Here is a 16,690-nt window from a genome sequence, read left to right on the forward strand (position 1 = left end):
ATGCTCGGCTGGGGGCTGGCCTCGCTGCTCGGCGCGGTGGCCGGCGTCCTGGTCGCGCACCGGCTGTTCCTGGACACCAACCTGATGGCCGGCGTGCTGGTCTACTCCTTCGCCGGGGCCGCGCTCGGCGGCTTCGACTCCCCGGTCGGCGCGGTCGTCGGCAGCTGGATCATCGGCGTCACCGAGACCCTGGCCGGCACGTACGTCGACGCGATCGGCTCCGACCTCAAGGTCCTGGTCCCGCTCGCGATCATCTTCGTGGTCCTGCTGGTGCGGCCGTCCGGCCTGTTCGGGTCGCCGGAGGTGACCCGGGCATGAGCGAGCGCGAGTGCTCGCAGCGCGAGCGGGCAGCGACGAGGGCCGGCCGCCCGGCGCTCGCGCCCGGCAGCCTGTCCGAGGAGCGGGCATGAGCCTGGTCCGGGTGGTCGCGGGATCCCGCGGGCACAAGACGTTGCGGGCGGTCACGATCGCCGTCGGCGTGCTGCTGGTGGTCGGGATCCCGTTCAACTCCAGCCCGGTCCTGAACGCGCAGCTCACCCAGGCGCTGGCGTACGCGGTGGCCGCGCTCGGGCTCGGCCTGCTGGTCGGCTACGGCGGCCAGATCTCGCTCGGACAGGGGGCGTTCTTCGCCGTCGGGGCCTACGCGGCCGCGGCGGTGCTGGCCAAGACCGGCCTGCCGTACCTGCTGGCGGTGCCGGTGGCGGCGGCGGTCACGTTCCTGCTCGGGCTGGCCTTCGGGGTGCCGGCGCTGCGGCTGCGCGGGCTCTACCTGGCGCTGGTCACGCTCGCCCTCGCGGTCGCGGTCGGCCCGGTGATCAAGCGGGCCGAGCCGCTGACCGGCGGGGTGTCCGGGCTGTCCGTGCCGCAGCCGCCGGTGCCCTCCTGGCTGCCGGTCGACCCGGACCAGTGGCTCTACCTGCTCAGCCTGGCCGTCACCGGGGTGATGGCGCTGATCGCGGTCAACCTGACCCGGGGGGGCCTCGGCCGGGCGCTGGTCGCGATCCGGGACGGCGAGCGCGCGGCCCGGACCGCGGGCGTGGACGTGGCCCGGGTGAAGGCGCTGCTGTTCGCCTGCGCCGGGGCGTACGCGGGGGTGGGTGGGGCCCTGTTCGCGTACGGGCAGGGCTTCGTCGCGCCGGAGTCGTTCACGCTGCTGCTGTCCTTCACGTTCCTCGGCGCGGTCGTGGTGGGCGGCCTCGGCACCGTGGCCGGTCCGGTGCTCGGCGCGCTGTTCGTGATCTTCGTCCCGCAGTACGCGGGGGACGTGAACCAGGCGCTGACCGGCGTGATCTACGGCGGCACCCTCATCGCCGTCGTCTACCTGCTGCCCGGGGGCGCCGCCGGGCTGCTGCGCCGGCTGCGCCGGCTGCTGGTCGAGGTGGTCGAGCCCGCGGCCGTCCGGCCGGCCGGCCCCACACCGGCGCCCGCCCCCGAACCCGCCACCGATCCCGATACCAAGCCCGACGATGCGCGAGGAGCCCACGATGCGGTCCCGACGAGTGATCCTGCCCGTACTGGCGGCGACCCTGCTGCTCGCGGCCTGCGGCCGTGACAGCACCGACAGCGGAGGCGGTGGGGGGAGCGGCGGCACGGCCGATCCCGGCATCACCGACACCTCGATCAAGATCGGCAGCAGCTACCCCTTCAGCGGGCCGGCCTCGGCGTACAGCGCGATCCCGAAGGCACTGAACGGCTACTTCAAGATGATCAACGCCAACGGCGGCGTGAAGGGCCGGCAGATCCAGTTCGTCACCTACGACGACGGGTACGAGCCGCAGCGGGCGCTGACCAACGCCCGCAAGCTGGTCGAGCAGGACAAGGTCTTCGCGATCTTCAACCCGCTCGGCACGGCCAACAACGACGCGATGCGCGACTACCTGACCCAGAAGAAGGTCCCGCAGCTGTTCGTCGCGACCGGGGCGACGGAGTTCGGCTCGCAGCAGGCGAAGTTCCCGTTCACGACCGGCTGGCAGCCGACGTACAGGACCGAGGCGAAGGTCTACGCCGAGTACCTGAAGCAGGTGAAGCCGACCGCCAAGGTCGCCGTGCTGCTGCAGAACGACGGCTTCGGCAAGGACCTGCTCGGCGGGTTCACCGAGGCGATCCAGGGCAGCCAGATCCAGGTCGTCGCGCAGGAGACGTACGAGCCGACCGACCCGACCGTGGCGCCGCAGGTGACCAAGCTGGCCGCGTCCAAGGCCGACGTGTTCCTCGACATCACCACCCCGAAGGCCGGCGCGCAGGCGATCGCGACCGTCGCGCAGACCGGCTGGAAGCCGCTGCACATCCTGAACTCGGTCGCCTCGTCCAAGGCTCAGGTGCTCAAGCCGGTCGGCTTCCAGTACGACCAGGGCATCGTCACCGCGGCCTACTTCAAGGCCGCCGACGACCCGCGCTGGTCCAAGGACCCGGCGGTGGTCAAGTTCCTCGCCGACCTCAAGCAGTACGCACCGGACGCCGACCCGAGCGACCCGTACAGCGTCTACGGCTGGCTGGTCGGGCAGACGATGGTGGAGGCGCTGACCAAGATGACCTCGCCGACCCGGGACGCGCTCGTGCAGGCGGCGAAGAGCCTGAACCTCACGCCCGATCTCATGCTGCCGGGAATCACCATCAAGACCGACGGTGAATCCGACCCGTACCCGATCGAGGCGATGCAGATCGCCAAGTTCGCCGGCCAGGACTTCGTCCTCCAGGGCTCGGTGATCCAGGCCAGCTCGGGTTGAGTTTGGGGCGTCTTTGCCCGGTGGTAATACCGGGTCGTCACACGGGGGCCTTATCCCGAAAGGCTCGGACGATGCTCGCAATTGCCGGTGCGGTGGTGTTCGCCCTCGCACTCATTCTCGACTGGGCCAACCAGAACATCGGAGACGCCTTCACCCCGCAGACGCTCCTGCTCATCGGCCTCATCCTGGTCGCACTGCACCTGGGTGGCGTCGGCACCACGTACACGCTGGGCTCCCGGAGCCGGCGGGGGCGGGTGCGCCGCTGATCGCCTGGGTACGCCCGCTGTCGGGGGCGGGCGTACCGCGGTCCCGGTGGGGAGCGACATGAGCGGCGGGGCACAGACGCTGGTCGGCCTGGTCATGGTGGCCGGGATCGTCGGCATCCTGCTGCCGGTCCTGCCGGGGCTGCTGATGATCTGGGCGGCCGGGCTCTGGTGGACGATCGCCGACGGCGGCGGCGCCACCCGCTGGGTCGTGTTCGCCGTGCTCACCGGGCTGCTCGTGGTCGGCACCGTGGTCAAGTACGTGCTGCCGGCCCGCTCGGCCGCGGCCCGGGGCGCCCCGTTCAGCACGCTGGCGATCGGCGCGGTCGGCGCGATCGCGGGCTTCTTCGTCATCCCGGTCGTCGGGCTGCTGATCGGCGGCGTGCTCGGGATCTACCTGGCCGAGTACGTCCGGCTGCACGACCCCGGCCGGGCCTGGACCTCGACCCGGGCCGCGCTCGTCGCGATCGGGATCGGGCTGCTCATCGAGCTGACCGCGGGCGTGCTGATGTTCGGGGTCTGGTTGCTCGGCGTCTGGGTCACGTGACCGCCGGCCGGACCTCCGCCCGCTCTTCCTCGTCCGCGGTCACCTTGCGCTCGGCCACGAACGAGACGAACGGGATCGTCCCCGCCAGCATCACCAGCACGGTCTTCACCGGCGACCAGCGGGCCCGGAAAGCCAGGTTGACCGTCGCCACCAGGTAGACCATGTAGAGGAAACCGTGCAGCGGGCCGACGATCGCGACCAGCGTGGGCGAGTCCGCGAGGTACTTCAGCGGCACCGCGACCAGCACCAGGATCACCAGCCCGACGCCGACCGTGTACGCCAGCGCTCGGTAGAACAGCAGCGACGCCCTCATTCCGCTCCCTCGTTGAGCCGGGTCAGGTAGCGGTTGTACGCGGCCAACTCCGGGTCCTCCTCATCGGTCACCGCGGCGACAGTGGCGGCGGGCGCCGGGGCGCGGCGTCGCACCGGCTTCTTCTCCGCCTGCTCCGCCGGTGGCGCGTCCTCGGGCGGGTGGACCGCGTCCCGGCAGACCTTCCACCAGACCGCGAGTCCGAACAGCGCGAACGCCGGCCACTGCAGCGCGTAGCCCATGTTCTGGGCCGAGTGCGTCGCGTGCGCCCGGTGCCACTGCCAGAGCCCCAGCCGAAGCATCGCGTACGTCGCGACCAGCGCGAACGCATGCCACGCCAGCCACTTGGGGCGCAGCAGCAGAAGCACGCCCCTCACGGTAGCCGCCCTGGTCGGGCCGGGCGCCGACAGGGCATGATCTCCTTCCGTGACCGAGGGACCTGTGGAACACGACCTGGAACTGACCGTGAGCGCGCTGAAGGACGGCGCATTCGATCTCGGCATTCCCGGCGGCCTGATCGAGATCCGCCGCTGGGAGGACGCGCTGTCCGCGTCCGAGGCGCCGGCGCTGGTCGAGATCGGCGGCGGGCTGGCCGAGCTGCGCGGGGAGCTGGAGAGCGACACCCCGAACACCCGGACAGTGGCCGGGCTGCTGCTCGACCTCGGCCGGCGGGCGCTGGCCATCGGCGAGACGCTCGACCCGGGCGACATCCGGTCCCGGGTGCTGGAGCTGGGCAACCTGCTCGTCCGCGAGGGCGAGACGGTGCCGAAGGAGTAGGCGCTCTTACCTACTTCTTGCGGCGGGGCGCGCTGGGCGGCGGCACGACCGGGCCGATGTCGCCGTCCGGGGCCTCGTCCAGGTCGACCATGACCGGGGCGTGGTCGCTCGGGCCGCTGCCCTTGCGGGCCTGCCGGTCCACCCAGGCCGCCTTCATCCGGGCGGCCACGTCCGCGCCGGCCAGCACCAGGTCGATCCGCATGCCCCAGTCCTGGTGGAAGGACCCGGCCCGGTAGTCCCAGTAGGTGAACACGCCCTCGGTGTCCGGCCAGCGGGTCCGGACCACGTCGGCGAGCCCGGTCGCCTCCAGCTCGCCCAGGGCCTCGCGTTCCTCCGGGGTGACGTGCGTCGAGTTGCCGAACTTGCGGATGTCCCAGACGTCGGCGTCGGCGGGGGCGATGTTCATGTCGCCGCAGACGACGGTGCTGGCGGTGTCCTTCGGCAGGGCTGCGGCCAGCGCCTTGAGCCAGGCCAGCTTGTAGATGAAGTGCGGGTCGTCGGGCGTACGGCCGTTGGGGACGTAGATGCTCCAGACCCGCAGCCCGTCGCAGGTCGCCGAGACGACCCTGGCCTCGCCCGGACCGGCCGGGTCCGGGAAGCCGGGCACCCCCGGGAAGCCGACCTCGACGTCGTCCAGGCCGACCCGGGACAGGATCGCGACGCCGTTCCAGCGGCCCTCGCCCACGTGCGCGTACGCGTAGCCGCGCTGGTCCAGCTCGGCCTTGAAGGTGTCGTCCCACTCCGCGTCCGGCAGCTTGGTCTCCTGCAGGCAGACCACGTCCGGCTTGCGGGTGTCGAGCCAGTCCAGCAGGCGCGGGAGCCGCGCCTTGGCCGAGTTCACGTTCCAGGTCGCCAAGCGCACCCGGCCACCGTAGTCGCCTCCTCCGCCCACTCCGCGACGTTCGCCGGCCGCGCCGGCCGGCCACGCTGTTCGTGCCGTCGGGGCCCGCCACCCGTTGGTGGCGTCGGGTCGCGCCCCCCGCCCTTCATGGCGTCGGGACGGTTGGCGCGCCACCCGTCCGGACCTGCCCTGCTCGTGGGGTCGGCGCGAGTGGGTATGAGTGCGGGGTGATGTTGCTGCTGCCCGGTCCGCGGGCCGTGCTCTCGACGGCCCGCTCGACCGCCTCCGCGCTGCTCGGCCTGCCGCGCCGGGCGCTCACGCTGGCCGGCCGGGTCGAGCTCGCGGTCGACCGGGTCGACGCCCTGCTGGACGCGGTCGCCGCGATCGCCACGCGGGCCGACCTGGCCGCCACCCGCGCCGCCGGCGTCGTCGGCCGCGCCGACGAAGTAGCCACCGACGCCGCCCTCCTCGTCACCCGCGCCGACACCGTCGCCGCGAGCGCCGCCGTCCTGGTCGGCCGCGCCGACTCCGTTGCGTCCGACGCCGATCGGCTCGTCACTCGCGCCGACGGCGTCGCCGGGGACGCGGCGCTGCTGGTCTCGCGCGCCGACACGGTCGCCGGGAACGCCGCCGGTGTCGTCGACCGGGCCGGGTCCGTGGCCGAGACGGCGGCCGGTGTCGTCGAGCGGGCGGGCGGGGTCGCCGGGACGGCGGCGGGGGTGGTCGATCAGGCGGGGTCCGTGGCGGGGCGGGCGGCCGAGGTCGTGGGTGGTGCGGGGGAGACGGAGCGCGCGGCGGCGGCGTTGCTCGCGGCGTACCGGCCGGTGCTGGAGGACCTGCGGCCGATCGTGGACCGCCTGGTCCAGACCGTCGACCCGCACGAGGTCGAGGCGATGGTCGCGCTGGTCGACCGCCTGCCCCGGCTGGCCGACTCGGTCGACACCGACATCCTGCCCCTGCTCAGCAAGCTCAACGACATGGCGCCGGATCTGCACGCCCTGCTCGAGGCCGTCGACGACCTCCGCAGCGCGGTCGCCGGCCTGCCCGGCATCGGCCGCCTCATGCGCCGCGGCGACGACCAGCTCGCCGACCCCGAGGCCCGCCCCGGCGAGGACACCCGCGGCGCCACCCGCGCCGAGTAGCTACTCCGGTGACGTGGGCTCCGGCACGAACGGCGCCACCGCCGGCGCCTCCTCGGTCCCGTCCTGAGAGGAGAGCGCCGTGGACACCAGCGCGACCGGCCGCGTCGGCGGCTCGGGCTCCTCACGCAGCTTCGGCGGCGCAGCGCTCCAGGCCTTGAGGTTCTGCAGGATCTCGCCGTAGAACGCGTCGACCGCGTCCAGCACGGAGTCGATGAAGGAGCCCCGCCCGCGACCTCGCTTCGAGCCGAGCGAGCTGGACGACGCCACCCGGAAGGAGCGCAGGTCCTTGTGCGGGTCGGTGACCAACTTTCCCGGCTCGGCCCGGACGACCTTGAGCAGCTCAGCCGCACCTGGTCCCCGGCTGTGCGCCACGGATGCCTCGACCCGGACCGTCTCCGGAGCCGCGCGCAACTGCCGGACCAGCCAGTTGACCCTGGTCGTGGCCCGGCCCTCGCGTGGGGCGTCGACGTCGACATGGCAGGTGAGCCGCCCGGCCCGCAGGTCAGCGGTGACGACGAGGGGCGCGATGGCGTTCGGGATCTTGATCGCGCCTCGCAGCACACCCGTCGAAGCCAGCTCGGCGGCTGCCGCGGCCGTCCGCTGGACCGGGTCTTCCCGGCGGCCCGCGACGGGGCTGACCTCCGTGCCGAGCTGACGCCCGAGCTTGAGGCTCGTGTACCGGAGCAGAGCGTCGAAGCGCTCGGCCGTGTGAGCGGCGCCGGGGTCGGCAGCGCGCAGGGTGCCGGCGACGATCGCCTCCCGGGTGCCGACCCAGGCCGGCCCCATGTCGTCGAACTCCAGCGCGCCGGACCGCGGATGCTCCAGGTAGCGGATGAGCTCACCGAGGATCCAGGCCTGGTCGGGGTCGGCGATCCCGCGGTGCTCCTTCTGCATGACCGCCTCGGACAGCACCTGACTCCAGGACAGATGGTGCAACGCGACCCGGCGCAGCTTCCGCTTGTCGACCGCGGTCGGGTGCTGACCGGCGGCCGGCGGGATCTCGTTGGAGATCGTGATCAAGGCGTCGAAGCCCTGCTCCCGGGCCACGTCCAGGTACGCCTCGAGCTGGGCGGTCGCCAGCTCGTGCTGGCCTGTCTTGACCTCGACCAGGGCGTTCCAGACCTTCTGCCCGCGCCGGACCCGGATCAGGCCGTCCGGGATCACCTTGCTCTCGCCCAGGACGAACGGGACCTCGATGAAGGTCTCGACCGTTCCCGCGGGAGCCCCGAGCGGCGCTGTCAGCGCCCGCCCGAACTCCCGGACCGCGGTCATGACCGCGAGCAATGCCGACGTGGCCCGGCGCTCCTGCTCCTCAGCGCCGTTGATCCCCGATGTCGGGATCAACCTGGCCTGATGCCAGCTCTCCTCGCCCACGCGTCCCCCGCCCGTCGACACAAATGCGCCACGACCCTAGCCACGAGACGCCGCGGCCGCAGGGATATGACACCAGCGGGTGGGCGAGAGGATCCGGTCCCGGGGCTGCGAGGATGGGTGGCATGGGGGAGTGGGTGCTGCTGGACTACGGCGGCGTGTTGTGCCGGGACCAGTCCGACAGTGACCGGCGGGCGCTGTTCGCGGCGAGCGGGGCGCCGGACGCGGACCGGTTCTGGTCGGCCTACTGGGAGCTGCGCCGCCCGTACGACCAGGGCGCCCTGACCCCGGTCGACTACTGGACCCGGGTGGTCGGCCGGGAGCTGACCGAGGCCCGGGCCGACGCGATCGAGACGGTCGACGTCGCCGGCTGGTCCCACCCGTACGAGGAGACGCTCCGGCTGGTGGAGAAGCTCGCCGGCGCCGGCACGAACCTCGCGCTGCTGTCGAACTGCCCGGCGGCGATGGCGACCGTCATCGACACGCTCGACTGGGCCGACCTGGTGCCGCGGCGGTTCTACAGCTGCCGGCTCGGCGTCGCCAAGCCCGACCCGGCGGTCTACACCGCGGTCCTGACGGCCCTGGAGGCCGAGCCGGGCGGCGTGACGTTCGTCGACGACCGCCCGGACAACGTCGCCGCGGCCGCCGCGCTGGGCCTGCGCGCGTTCGTGTTCACCGACCCGGCCACGCTGGCCGCCGACCTCGACCTGCTGGGGGAGACATGACGTACGACGTGATCGTCATCGGCGGCGGCCCGCCCGGCGAGAACGTCGCCGAGCGGGCCCACCGCGGCGGCCTCTCGGTCCTGCTGGTCGAGCACGAGCTGGTCGGCGGCGAGTGCTCGTACTGGGCCTGCATGCCGAGCAAGGCCCTGCTCCGCCCGGTCGAGCTCCTCGAGCAGGCCGCCGCGCTGCCCGGCGTCAGGGAGGCGGTCACCGGCCGGCTCGACGCGGCCGCGGTGTTCAAGCGCCGGGACTGGTTCGTCGGGAAGGACGCGAGCAAGCCGTTCGGGCACGACGACTCCGGCCAGCAGAAGTGGCTCGACGGCGCCGGGATCGAGCTGCTGCGCGGGCACGGCCGGCTGACCGGGGAGAGGACGGTCGAGGTCAGCACTCCGGAGGGCGAGGTCCGGACGCTGACCGCCACCCACGCGGTCGTCCTCGCGACCGGCACCACCGCGACCGTGCCGCCGCTGCCGGGCCTGCGCGAGGCGCAGCCCTGGACCAGCCGCGAGGTCACGAACGCGGAGAAGGCACCCCGCCGCCTGCTCGTGCTCGGCGGCGGTGTCGTCGGCTGCGAGATGGCCCAGGCGATGCGCGGCCTCGGCGCCGAGCAGGTCACGATCGTCCAGCACGGCCCGCGGCTGCTGCCCAAGGCCGAGCCGGTCGCGTCCGAGCTGCTGCGGAAGGCGTTCGAGGCGGCCGGGATCACCGTGCTCACCGCGGCGAAGGCGGCCGCGGTCCGCCGACCGGCCGACGAGGTCACGCTCGTCCTGGACGACGGCCGCGAGCTGGTCGGCGACGAGCTGCTCGTCGCCACCGGTCGGACGCCGGCAACCGGGTCGCTCGGCCTGGAGACCGTCGGCCTCGAACCGGGCAAGTACGTCCAGGTCGACGACTCGATGCAGGCCCTCGGCGGCTGGCTCTACGCGATCGGTGACGTGACCGGGCGGAACCTGCTCACGCACATGGGCAAGTACCAGGCCCGGGTGGCCGGCGACGTGATCGCCGCCCGCGCCGCCGGGAAGCCGGACGACCGGCCCGGGATGCGGGCGAGCGCGGACGACGCCTGGGTGCCGCAGGTCGTGTTCACGTCCCCGCAGGTCTGCTCGGTCGGCCTCACCGCGGCCCAGGCGGGCGAGCGCGGGCTCGACACCCGGGTCGTCGAGTACGACGTGGCCAATGTCGCCGGCGCCTCCCTGCTGGCCGACGACTACCAGGGCCACGCCACGCTGGTCGTCGACGAGGACCGGAAGGTCGTCGTCGGGGCCACGTTCGTGGGGCCGGACCTGGCCGAGCTGCTGCACTCGGCGACCGTCGCGATCGTCGGCGAGGTCCCGCTGGACCGGCTCTGGCACGCGGTCCCCTCGTACCCGACCGTCTCCGAGGTCTGGCTCCGCCTCCTGGAGACCTACGGCCTCTGACGGACGGCTTCTAGAGGTCGGCGATGCGGGCGGTGAGATCGTCGACCCGCCGTCCGGCCGAGTCCCGTCGCCTCGTCGCCGCGTCGCGCTCCCGGCCGGCGTCCCGTTCCTGCCGGACCGCGGCCCGCTCCGCGTCCTCGGCCGCGGACAGCTTCTCCCGCAGCTCCTCGACCAGCTCGGCCGCAGTGGCCCGCTCCTGCTCGGCGTGCTCGAGCTCGGCCTCGGCCGCGCTGAGCGCCTCCTCGGCCTCGGTCCGGGACTCCTCGGCCTCGGCCAGCTCGTCGGACAGGCGGGACCGTTCGGCCTCCCGTTGCTCCTTCTGGCGTCGCTCCCGGACCACGGCCGGGTCCTCGGCCCGCTCGTCGTCCCGGACCGCCCGCAGCCGCCGCGTCGGGGGCGTCTTCGGCTCCGGCGGCGCCGCGTCGAACCCGGTCCGGCTGACCGCCTTGGTCAGCCGCCCCGCCCCGATCTCCTCGGCCACGTCCGGGTCGGCCAGCGCCGCGTGCAGGGTCTGCTCCAGCTCGTACGCCACGGCCTGGCTCACCTGCACCCCCGCGCCGTTCGCGATCTTGCGGGCGGAGCGGACCAGCGCCGCGACCAGCTGCTGCCGCTGGGTCGCCAGCTGCCGCAGCGCCGGCCCGGACAGCTCCTCCTGGGCCCGGCGCAGCTCCGCGCCCAGCTCGACCAGCTGCTCGCCGACCTCGGGCTGGTCGCGAACCAGCAGGTTCAGCACGTACGCGCTGACGGTCGGCCGCCGCAGCCGGCCCAGCGCCGCGGCCAGCCGGCGGTTCCCGGCCGACCGCGCGGCCTTCACCTGCTCGTCCCGGGCGGCGGTGAAGTCCTCGGGGGCAAGCCCGTAGAGCTCGTCGGCCGCCTGGTCGACGAGCTCGTCCGGATCTTCGTTCTCGGTCAGCTGGTTGCCTCACTGCCGGAGCCGTCCGGCACCGAGGAGGGGCCGTCGGTGTCGGTGCCGTCCACCCACTCGCCGGTCTGCGGGTCGACGTGCGCGGCGCCCACGACCTGGCCGGTGGACTTGTCCACGATCCAGGCCTCGTCGGCCTTGCCGTCCGGCCCGGCCGCGCCGGTCTCGTTGTTCTCGGTGTCGGAGAAGATGATGACCTGGCCGTCCTTGGTCTCGACAGCGGCGTCGTTCCGGCCGTCGCCGGTGTAGTCGTGCTCGGCCGGCAGCTGCTGGGTCTGGCCGTCCATGTCGACGGTCATGCTGCCGGAGCCGGCCGTGGTCTCCGTGCCGGTCGTCTCGTCGCCGGTGGTCCCATCGTCCTCGCTCCCGGTCGAGGTCCCGGTCGAGGTCCCGGTGGAGGTCCCGGTCGAGGTCCCGGTCGAGCCGGACTCCGGCGCCGGGCCTTCCTCCCACTCCCCGGTCTGCGGGTCGACGTGGGCCACGTCCACGATCTGGCCGGTCTGCGGGTCGACGACCGTGGCCCGCTCGGCGTCGGAGCTGCCGCCGGTGTCGGTCAGCACGACCGCCTTGCCGTCGGCGTAGACCACGCCGCTGTCGGCGACACCGTCGTTGTCGGTGTCGATGGTCTTCTCGACGCCGATCTGGTGGCCGTCGACCTCGACCGTGACCACGCCGCCGGACTGCTCGGTCCCGTCCGTCCCGCCCCCGGCCGTCTGCCCGGTCGTGGTGCCGTCGGTGCCGTCGGTGCCGTCGGTCCCCGTCCCGACCGCGCTCGGCCCGTCCGTCTCGGAGCCCTCGACCCAGGTCCCGGAGGACGGGTCGATGTGGGCCGTGCCGACGACCTGGCCGCTCTGCTTGTCCACGACGTACGCCTCGTCGGCCTTGCCGTCCGGCCCGGCGTCCCCGGTCGCGTTGTCCTCGGTGTCGGCGAAGACGATGACCTTGCCGCCCTCGGTCTCGACCGCCGCGTCGGGGCGCCCGTCGCCGGTGTAGTCCTGCTCGGCCGGGAGCTGCCGGGTCTCGCCGTCGACCTCGACCGTCATCGTGGTCGAGCCCTCGGTCCCGCCGGAGCCGGAGGCTCCGTCGTCGGTGCCGGTGCCGGACCCGTCGTCCGTGCCCGAATCGGGGGTGCTGTCCGACTCACCCGTTCCGGTGGTGTCGTCGTACCCGCCGGAGGCGTCGTGCCCGCTGCCCTCGCCATATCCGTCGTACCCGTGCGTGCCGCCGGTCGAGGTGCCCGCGTCGTCGTAGCCGGGGGGCTCCCACATGGCGTGGGCGCCGTCGGCGCCGAGCCCGTCGTGGACGTCCATCGTTGTCTCCTCGCGTCGTCTGGATTGTTCCCTCGAAGGCGTTGACACAGACGCTAGGGGTCACCGGGACGGCTCAGTACCCCCTAACTGTGCCAGCCGGTTTCGTTGCGGAGCGTGTTCGAACCGGCGTCATAATTCCCTTCCTGGGCCTAAAGTGCCTACTCTCTGGAGTTGTAGTCGTTCGCCGGGACCGGAGACGGGTCGAGAAGTTCGGCCGCTCCCAGCGACGACGGAAGGAGCCCCTCATGTCTGCTCGGACCCTCGACGGTGGCAGCTGGACGTTCGCCGACGGTGGCAGCTGGACGTTCGCCGATGGCGGCAGCTGGACCTTCACCGATGGCGGCAGCTGGACCTGAGTTACCTCAGGCCTGCGCCTGGGCTATCTCCGGCACCTGGATTCCTTCGCGCCACCGGTTCGCCGTGGCATCCTGAGCGCGTCGTCGCCCAGCTGCGGAGTGACCATGGCGCTGCCCGCACTTCGAACCAGACGGTGGGACGCCGTCCGGTCGAGGATCGGACCGCGCGTCCTGACCGCCATCCTGGCTGTCGGAGCCGCGGCCGGCTGGTTCGCCGCCGATCTGTTCGGCGTCCACCATCCGCAGCCGTCCCCGGCCTGGACGCCGGTCGCGCTGTTCGCCGCGTTCCTGCTGGCTGAGGGCAGCCACATCCACATCGAGTTCCGGCGGCAGAACAACTCGGTCTCGCTGTCGGAGATCCCGCTCGTCCTCGGCCTGTTCCTGGTCGACCCGCTGACGCTGCTGGTGGTACGGCTGCTGGCCGCGGTGGTGGTCTCGCTCCTGCAGCATCGGGCCGCGGTCAAGGCGATCTTCAACCTGGCCCTGTTCTCGGCCGAGGTCGTGGTCGCCGCCGTGGTCTTCTACGCGTTCCGGAGCCACGCCATCTCGCACCCGCTGTCCTGGCTGGCCGTGCTGGCGGCGCTCGCGGCCGTCACCTCGCTCACCGTCGGCGCCATGCAGGCGGTCATCTCGCTGACCGACGGGCCGCAGTCGCTGGCGAGGGTCGGCATGGCGGCGCTGCTGCAGTCGCTCCTCGTCACGCTGAACGGCGCCGTCGGCCTGGTCATCCTCATGGTGCTGGACGTGAACGCCTGGGGCGGGATCGTCCTGGTGGTGCTCTGCGCGGTCCTGCTGCTGGCCTACCGGACGTACTCACGATCCTTCCGGCAGCACGCCAACCTCCGCCGGGTGTACGGGTTCAGCCGGTTGCTGGAGCTGACCCGCTCGGCCGACGCGCCGCTGGGCTCGGCCCTCAACGAGGCCCGGGACGTGCTCAACGCCAGCCGGCTGACGCTGCGGCTGTTCGGCGAGAACCCGCTGTCGCTCAGCGTCGACGGCGACGGCCACGTCTCCACCCCGCCGGACCTGGACCCGGAGGACCCGATCGCGGCCCGGGCCCGCAACTCGCGCTCGGGCGTGCTGCTGACCGGCCGCAAGTCGGAGGCCGCGCTGGCCGCCCGCGGCGCCCGGGAGATCGTGCTGGTGCCACTGCGCTCCGGCCCGAACGCGCTCGGGCACCTCGAGTTCTCGGACCGGCAGAACTCGCTGTCCCGCTACACCGCCGAGGACGTCCAGGTGGCCGACAGCCTGGCGACCCGGCTGACCGCCGCGATCGAGAACCAGGACCTGGTCGCCCGGCTGCGGCACGCGGCGTACCACGACCTGCTCACCGGGCTGCCGACGCGGGCCCGGTTGGGGCAGCACCTGGAGGCGGCCATCGACGAGGGCGGCGACGGCGTCGTGGCCCTGGTCCAGCTCGACCTGGACCGCTTCAAGGAGGTCAACGACTCGCTCGGGCACACCTGGGGCGACGAGCTGCTGGTCCTGGTCGGCCAGCGGCTGCTGCGGACCTCGCCGGCCGGCGCGATGGTGGCCCGGGTCGGCGCGGACGAGTTCGCGGTCGCCTGCCGGGTGTCCGGCGCCGGGGCGGCCGCCGACCTCGCCGCGACCCTGCGCGAGGCGGTCTCCACGTCGTACCCGCTGGCCGGGCTGACCATCGACGCGGCCGCCACGGTCGGCGTCGCGCTCGCGCCCGACCACGGCGACGACAGCCCGACCCTGATGCGCCGGGTCGACGTGGCGCTGTCCAACGCCAAGAACGTCGGCCGGCTGATCAGCATGTACGACCGCTCGATGGAGCAGGAGACCCTGCAGCGGCTCCGCCTGGTCACGGAGCTCCGGGCGGCGCTGGCGGCCGGCCAGGTCGTGGTCCGCTACCAGCCCAAGGTCAACCTGCGCTCCCGCGAGCTGGTCGGGGTCGAGTCGCTGGTCCGCTGGCTGCACCCGGAGTACGGCGAGGTTGCGCCGGACCGGTTCGTCCCGCTGGCCGAGGTGACCGGGCTGATCGGGGTGCTCACCGACCACGTGCTGCGGGCCTCGCTGGCCCAGTGCCGGCAGTGGCTGGACCGCGACCTGCGCATCCCGGTCGCGGTCAACCTGTCTGCCCGCACGCTGGCCGACGCCGACTTCCCGGACCGGGTCGCCGGCATGCTGCGCGAGTACGAGGTGCCGCCGGAGCTGCTGTCCTTCGAGCTCACCGAGTCCAGCGTGATGACCGAGCCGGAGAAGATGAAGCCGGTCCTGCACCGGCTGCACGAGCTCGGCACGGGCCTGTCGATCGACGACTTCGGCACCGGCTACAGCTCGCTGTCCCAGCTGCGCCGGCTGCCGGTGGACGAGGTGAAGATCGACAAGGAGTTCGTCTTCACGATGGGCACCGACCTCGGTGACCTGGCGATCGTCCGGGCGATCATCGAGCTGGGCCACAGCCTGGGCCTGCGGGTGGTGGCCGAGGGCGTCGAGGACGAGCTGGCCCGCGACCTGCTGGCCGGCAACGACTGCGACGTGATCCAGGGCTATCTGGTCAGCCGGGCGCTGGACCCGGACCGGCTGGACGCCTGGCTGTCCGCGCGGACGGCCATCCGGCCGGGGCAACCCGGGGTCAAGGGCCGGCGGCTGCAGCTGCTCACCGGCTGAGCCCGTGCTGCCCTTGTTCGCTCCCGGTCGCTACCGGTTTCCGGTCGGCTCCCGTGGCCGTGTAACCTCTTCTCCGCTCGCCCCCTTAGCTCAGTCGGCAGAGCGTCTCCATGGTAAGGAGAAGGTCTACGGTTCGATTCCGTAAGGGGGCTCTGCGTGGTGGCCGACCGCTGCCGCGGGGCGGGGTAGCTCAGTCTGGCAGAGCAAACGGCTCATAATCGTTGTGTCGCGGGTTCAAGTCCCGCCCCCGCTACCGACCCGACCGGATACCCGGCAACACCGAGAGAGGCACCCCCGTGGCCGCCACCGACGTCCGCCCGAAGATCACGCTGGCCTGCCAGGAGTGCAAGCGCCGCAACTACATCACCAGGAAGAACCGGCGCAACGACCCGGACCGCCTGGAGATCAAGAAGTTCTGCCCGCACGACAACAAGCACACGGTGCACCGCGAGACCCGGTAGTCCGCCCGTGGCTCTCGACCAGTCGTTCATCGGCCGCGTCTACCCGCCCACCCCGGTGTACGAGGTGGGCCGGGAGAAGATCCGCGAGTTCGCCGACGCGGTCGGTGACGCCAACCCGGCGTACCGGGACCCGGACGCGGCCCGCGCGCTGGGCCACCCGGACGTGATCGGGCCGCCGACGTTCGGCATCGTGCTGTCCATGGAGGCCGGCCGGCAGGTCATCACCGACCCCGACCTCGGCCTGGACTACAGCCGGGTGGTGCACGGCGAGCAGCGTTTCGTCAGCACCCGCCCGATCGTGGCCGGCGACCGGCTGACCGTCACGGTCACCGTGGAGAACATCCGGGCCGCGGCCGGCAACGACATGATCACCACTCGCGGCGACGTCCTGACCGAGGACGGCGAGCCGGTGTTCACGGCGTACTCGACGCTGGTCGCGCGCGGCACCGCGGGAGGCTGACATGGTCCGCTACGACGACGTCGAGGTCGGCACCGAGCTGCCGGCCCAGAGCTTCCCGGTCCAGCGCGTGGATCTGGTGCGGTACGCGGGAGCGTCCGGCGACTTCAACCCGATCCACTGGAACGAGCGCTTCGCGACCTCGGTCGGGCTGCCCAACGTCATCGCGCACGGCATGTTCACGATGGCCGAGGTGGTCCGGGTGGTGACCGACTGGGTCGGCGACCCGGGCGCGGTCGAGGACTACGGCGTCCGCTTCACCCGCCCGGTCGTGGTGCCCGACGACGGGTCCGGCGCGACCATCGAGGTCACCGGCAAGGTCAGCGAGAAGCTGGCCGACAAGCGGGTCCAGGTCGAGCTGTCCGCGCGCTCGGGGGGACAGACCGTGCTGGCCCGGGCCCGGGCGATCGTCCGGCTCGGCTGAGCC

The 16,690-nt window shown here is 72.8% G+C and carries 19 protein-coding genes and 2 tRNA genes; 15 read left to right on the top strand and 6 right to left on the bottom strand.

Annotated features, from left to right (window positions below; all coding sequences use genetic code 11):
- The 5 genes from VGP36_25250 to VGP36_25270 all read left to right on the top strand — a co-directional run.
- Positions 1 to 318, top strand: a 318-nt coding sequence (locus VGP36_25250) for a branched-chain amino acid ABC transporter permease (GenBank protein HEV7658022.1), incomplete at its 5' end; no start/stop codon positions are given.
- Positions 319 to 406: 88 nt separating this feature from the next.
- Positions 407 to 1,552 (top strand): branched-chain amino acid ABC transporter permease, encoded by a 1,146-nt coding sequence (locus VGP36_25255; GenBank protein ID HEV7658023.1) that lies wholly within the window; start codon positions 407 to 409, stop codon positions 1,550 to 1,552.
- The gene (locus tag VGP36_25260) at positions 1,485 to 2,726 is read left to right on the top strand and encodes an ABC transporter substrate-binding protein (GenBank protein ID HEV7658024.1); all 1,242 of its coding nucleotides are present in this window, start codon (positions 1,485 to 1,487) and stop codon (positions 2,724 to 2,726) included. Before VGP36_25255 ends, VGP36_25260 begins: the two co-directional genes overlap by 68 nt.
- A gap of 95 nt (positions 2,727 to 2,821) precedes the next feature.
- Positions 2,822 to 2,992 (top strand): hypothetical protein, encoded by a 171-nt coding sequence (locus tag VGP36_25265; GenBank protein ID HEV7658025.1) that lies wholly within the window; start codon positions 2,822 to 2,824, stop codon positions 2,990 to 2,992.
- 58 nt (positions 2,993 to 3,050) lie between these two features.
- Positions 3,051 to 3,536, top strand: coding sequence for a DUF456 domain-containing protein (locus VGP36_25270; GenBank protein HEV7658026.1), 486 nt, complete (start codon positions 3,051 to 3,053; stop codon positions 3,534 to 3,536).
- On the opposite strand, the gene VGP36_25275 is transcribed toward VGP36_25270, so the two are convergent.
- Complete coding sequence (locus tag VGP36_25275; GenBank protein HEV7658027.1) at positions 3,529 to 3,849, bottom strand: DUF3817 domain-containing protein; 321 nt, start codon at positions 3,847 to 3,849, stop codon at positions 3,529 to 3,531. The two genes, VGP36_25270 and VGP36_25275, sit on opposite strands and share 8 nt — an antisense overlap.
- Positions 3,846 to 4,214 carry a transcriptional regulator gene (locus VGP36_25280; protein HEV7658028.1) on the bottom strand — a complete coding sequence of 123 codons (369 nt, stop codon included), beginning with the start codon at positions 4,212 to 4,214 and terminating at the stop codon, positions 3,846 to 3,848. Before VGP36_25280 ends, VGP36_25275 begins: the two co-directional genes overlap by 4 nt.
- 58 nt (positions 4,215 to 4,272) lie before the next feature.
- On the opposite strand from VGP36_25280, the gene VGP36_25285 reads away from it, so the two are divergent.
- Positions 4,273 to 4,623, top strand: coding sequence for a hypothetical protein (locus VGP36_25285; GenBank protein ID HEV7658029.1), 351 nt, complete (start codon positions 4,273 to 4,275; stop codon positions 4,621 to 4,623).
- Positions 4,624 to 4,633: 10 nt separating this feature from the next.
- On the opposite strand, the gene VGP36_25290 is transcribed toward VGP36_25285, so the two are convergent.
- Positions 4,634 to 5,485, bottom strand: coding sequence for an exodeoxyribonuclease III (locus VGP36_25290; GenBank protein HEV7658030.1), 852 nt, complete (start codon positions 5,483 to 5,485; stop codon positions 4,634 to 4,636).
- A gap of 206 nt (positions 5,486 to 5,691) precedes the next feature.
- Between VGP36_25290 and VGP36_25295 the strand changes: the two genes are divergently transcribed.
- A complete protein-coding gene (locus VGP36_25295; GenBank protein ID HEV7658031.1) occupies positions 5,692 to 6,606 on the top strand; it encodes a hypothetical protein in 915 nt (304 codons plus the stop codon).
- Here VGP36_25295 and VGP36_25300 read toward each other — a convergent pair whose 3' ends face one another.
- On the bottom strand, positions 6,607 to 7,950 hold the full coding sequence (locus VGP36_25300; protein ID HEV7658032.1) for a hypothetical protein: 1,344 nt from the start codon (positions 7,948 to 7,950) through the stop codon (positions 6,607 to 6,609). It abuts the gene before it with no gap.
- A 152-nt stretch (positions 7,951 to 8,102) separates the two neighbouring features.
- On the opposite strand from VGP36_25300, the gene VGP36_25305 reads away from it, so the two are divergent.
- Together VGP36_25305 and VGP36_25310 are read left to right on the top strand one after the other, a co-directional pair.
- Entirely contained in the window at positions 8,103 to 8,702 is a 600-nt protein-coding gene (locus VGP36_25305) for an HAD-IA family hydrolase (protein ID HEV7658033.1), read from the top strand.
- A complete protein-coding gene (locus tag VGP36_25310) occupies positions 8,699 to 10,120 on the top strand; it encodes an NAD(P)/FAD-dependent oxidoreductase (protein ID HEV7658034.1) in 1,422 nt (473 codons plus the stop codon). The genes VGP36_25305 and VGP36_25310 overlap by 4 nt, the downstream gene beginning before the upstream one ends.
- A gap of 10 nt (positions 10,121 to 10,130) precedes the next feature.
- On the opposite strand, the gene VGP36_25315 is transcribed toward VGP36_25310, so the two are convergent.
- Together VGP36_25315 and VGP36_25320 are read right to left on the bottom strand one after the other, a co-directional pair.
- Positions 10,131 to 10,934, bottom strand: coding sequence for a hypothetical protein (locus VGP36_25315; protein HEV7658035.1), 804 nt, complete (start codon positions 10,932 to 10,934; stop codon positions 10,131 to 10,133).
- 95 nt (positions 10,935 to 11,029) lie between these two features.
- A complete protein-coding gene (locus VGP36_25320; protein ID HEV7658036.1) occupies positions 11,030 to 12,352 on the bottom strand; it encodes a hypothetical protein in 1,323 nt (440 codons plus the stop codon).
- Positions 12,353 to 12,813: 461 nt separating this feature from the next.
- On the opposite strand from VGP36_25320, the gene VGP36_25325 reads away from it, so the two are divergent.
- The 6 genes from VGP36_25325 (at position 12,814) to VGP36_25350 (ending at position 16,687) form a co-directional block, all read left to right on the top strand.
- The gene (locus tag VGP36_25325) at positions 12,814 to 15,345 is read left to right on the top strand and encodes an EAL domain-containing protein (GenBank protein ID HEV7658037.1); all 2,532 of its coding nucleotides are present in this window, start codon (positions 12,814 to 12,816) and stop codon (positions 15,343 to 15,345) included.
- 79 nt (positions 15,346 to 15,424) lie between these two features.
- Positions 15,425 to 15,497: transfer RNA gene (locus VGP36_25330), tRNA-Thr, on the top strand.
- A 27-nt stretch (positions 15,498 to 15,524) separates the two neighbouring features.
- Positions 15,525 to 15,598, top strand: a tRNA-Met gene (locus tag VGP36_25335).
- 43 nt (positions 15,599 to 15,641) lie between these two features.
- Positions 15,642 to 15,806, top strand: a complete 165-nt coding sequence (gene rpmG / locus VGP36_25340) for a 50S ribosomal protein L33 (GenBank protein ID HEV7658038.1) — start codon at positions 15,642 to 15,644, stop codon at positions 15,804 to 15,806.
- 7 nt (positions 15,807 to 15,813) lie between these two features.
- On the top strand, positions 15,814 to 16,266 hold the full coding sequence (locus tag VGP36_25345; GenBank protein HEV7658039.1) for a MaoC family dehydratase N-terminal domain-containing protein: 453 nt from the start codon (positions 15,814 to 15,816) through the stop codon (positions 16,264 to 16,266).
- A gap of 1 nt (position 16,267) precedes the next feature.
- Complete coding sequence (locus VGP36_25350; protein ID HEV7658040.1) at positions 16,268 to 16,687, top strand: MaoC family dehydratase; 420 nt, start codon at positions 16,268 to 16,270, stop codon at positions 16,685 to 16,687.
- The last annotated feature ends 3 nt before the right edge of the window (positions 16,688 to 16,690 follow it).

The organism is Mycobacteriales bacterium (assembly GCA_035995165.1).
Lineage (GTDB): Bacteria > Actinomycetota > Actinomycetes > Mycobacteriales > CADCTP01 > CADCTP01.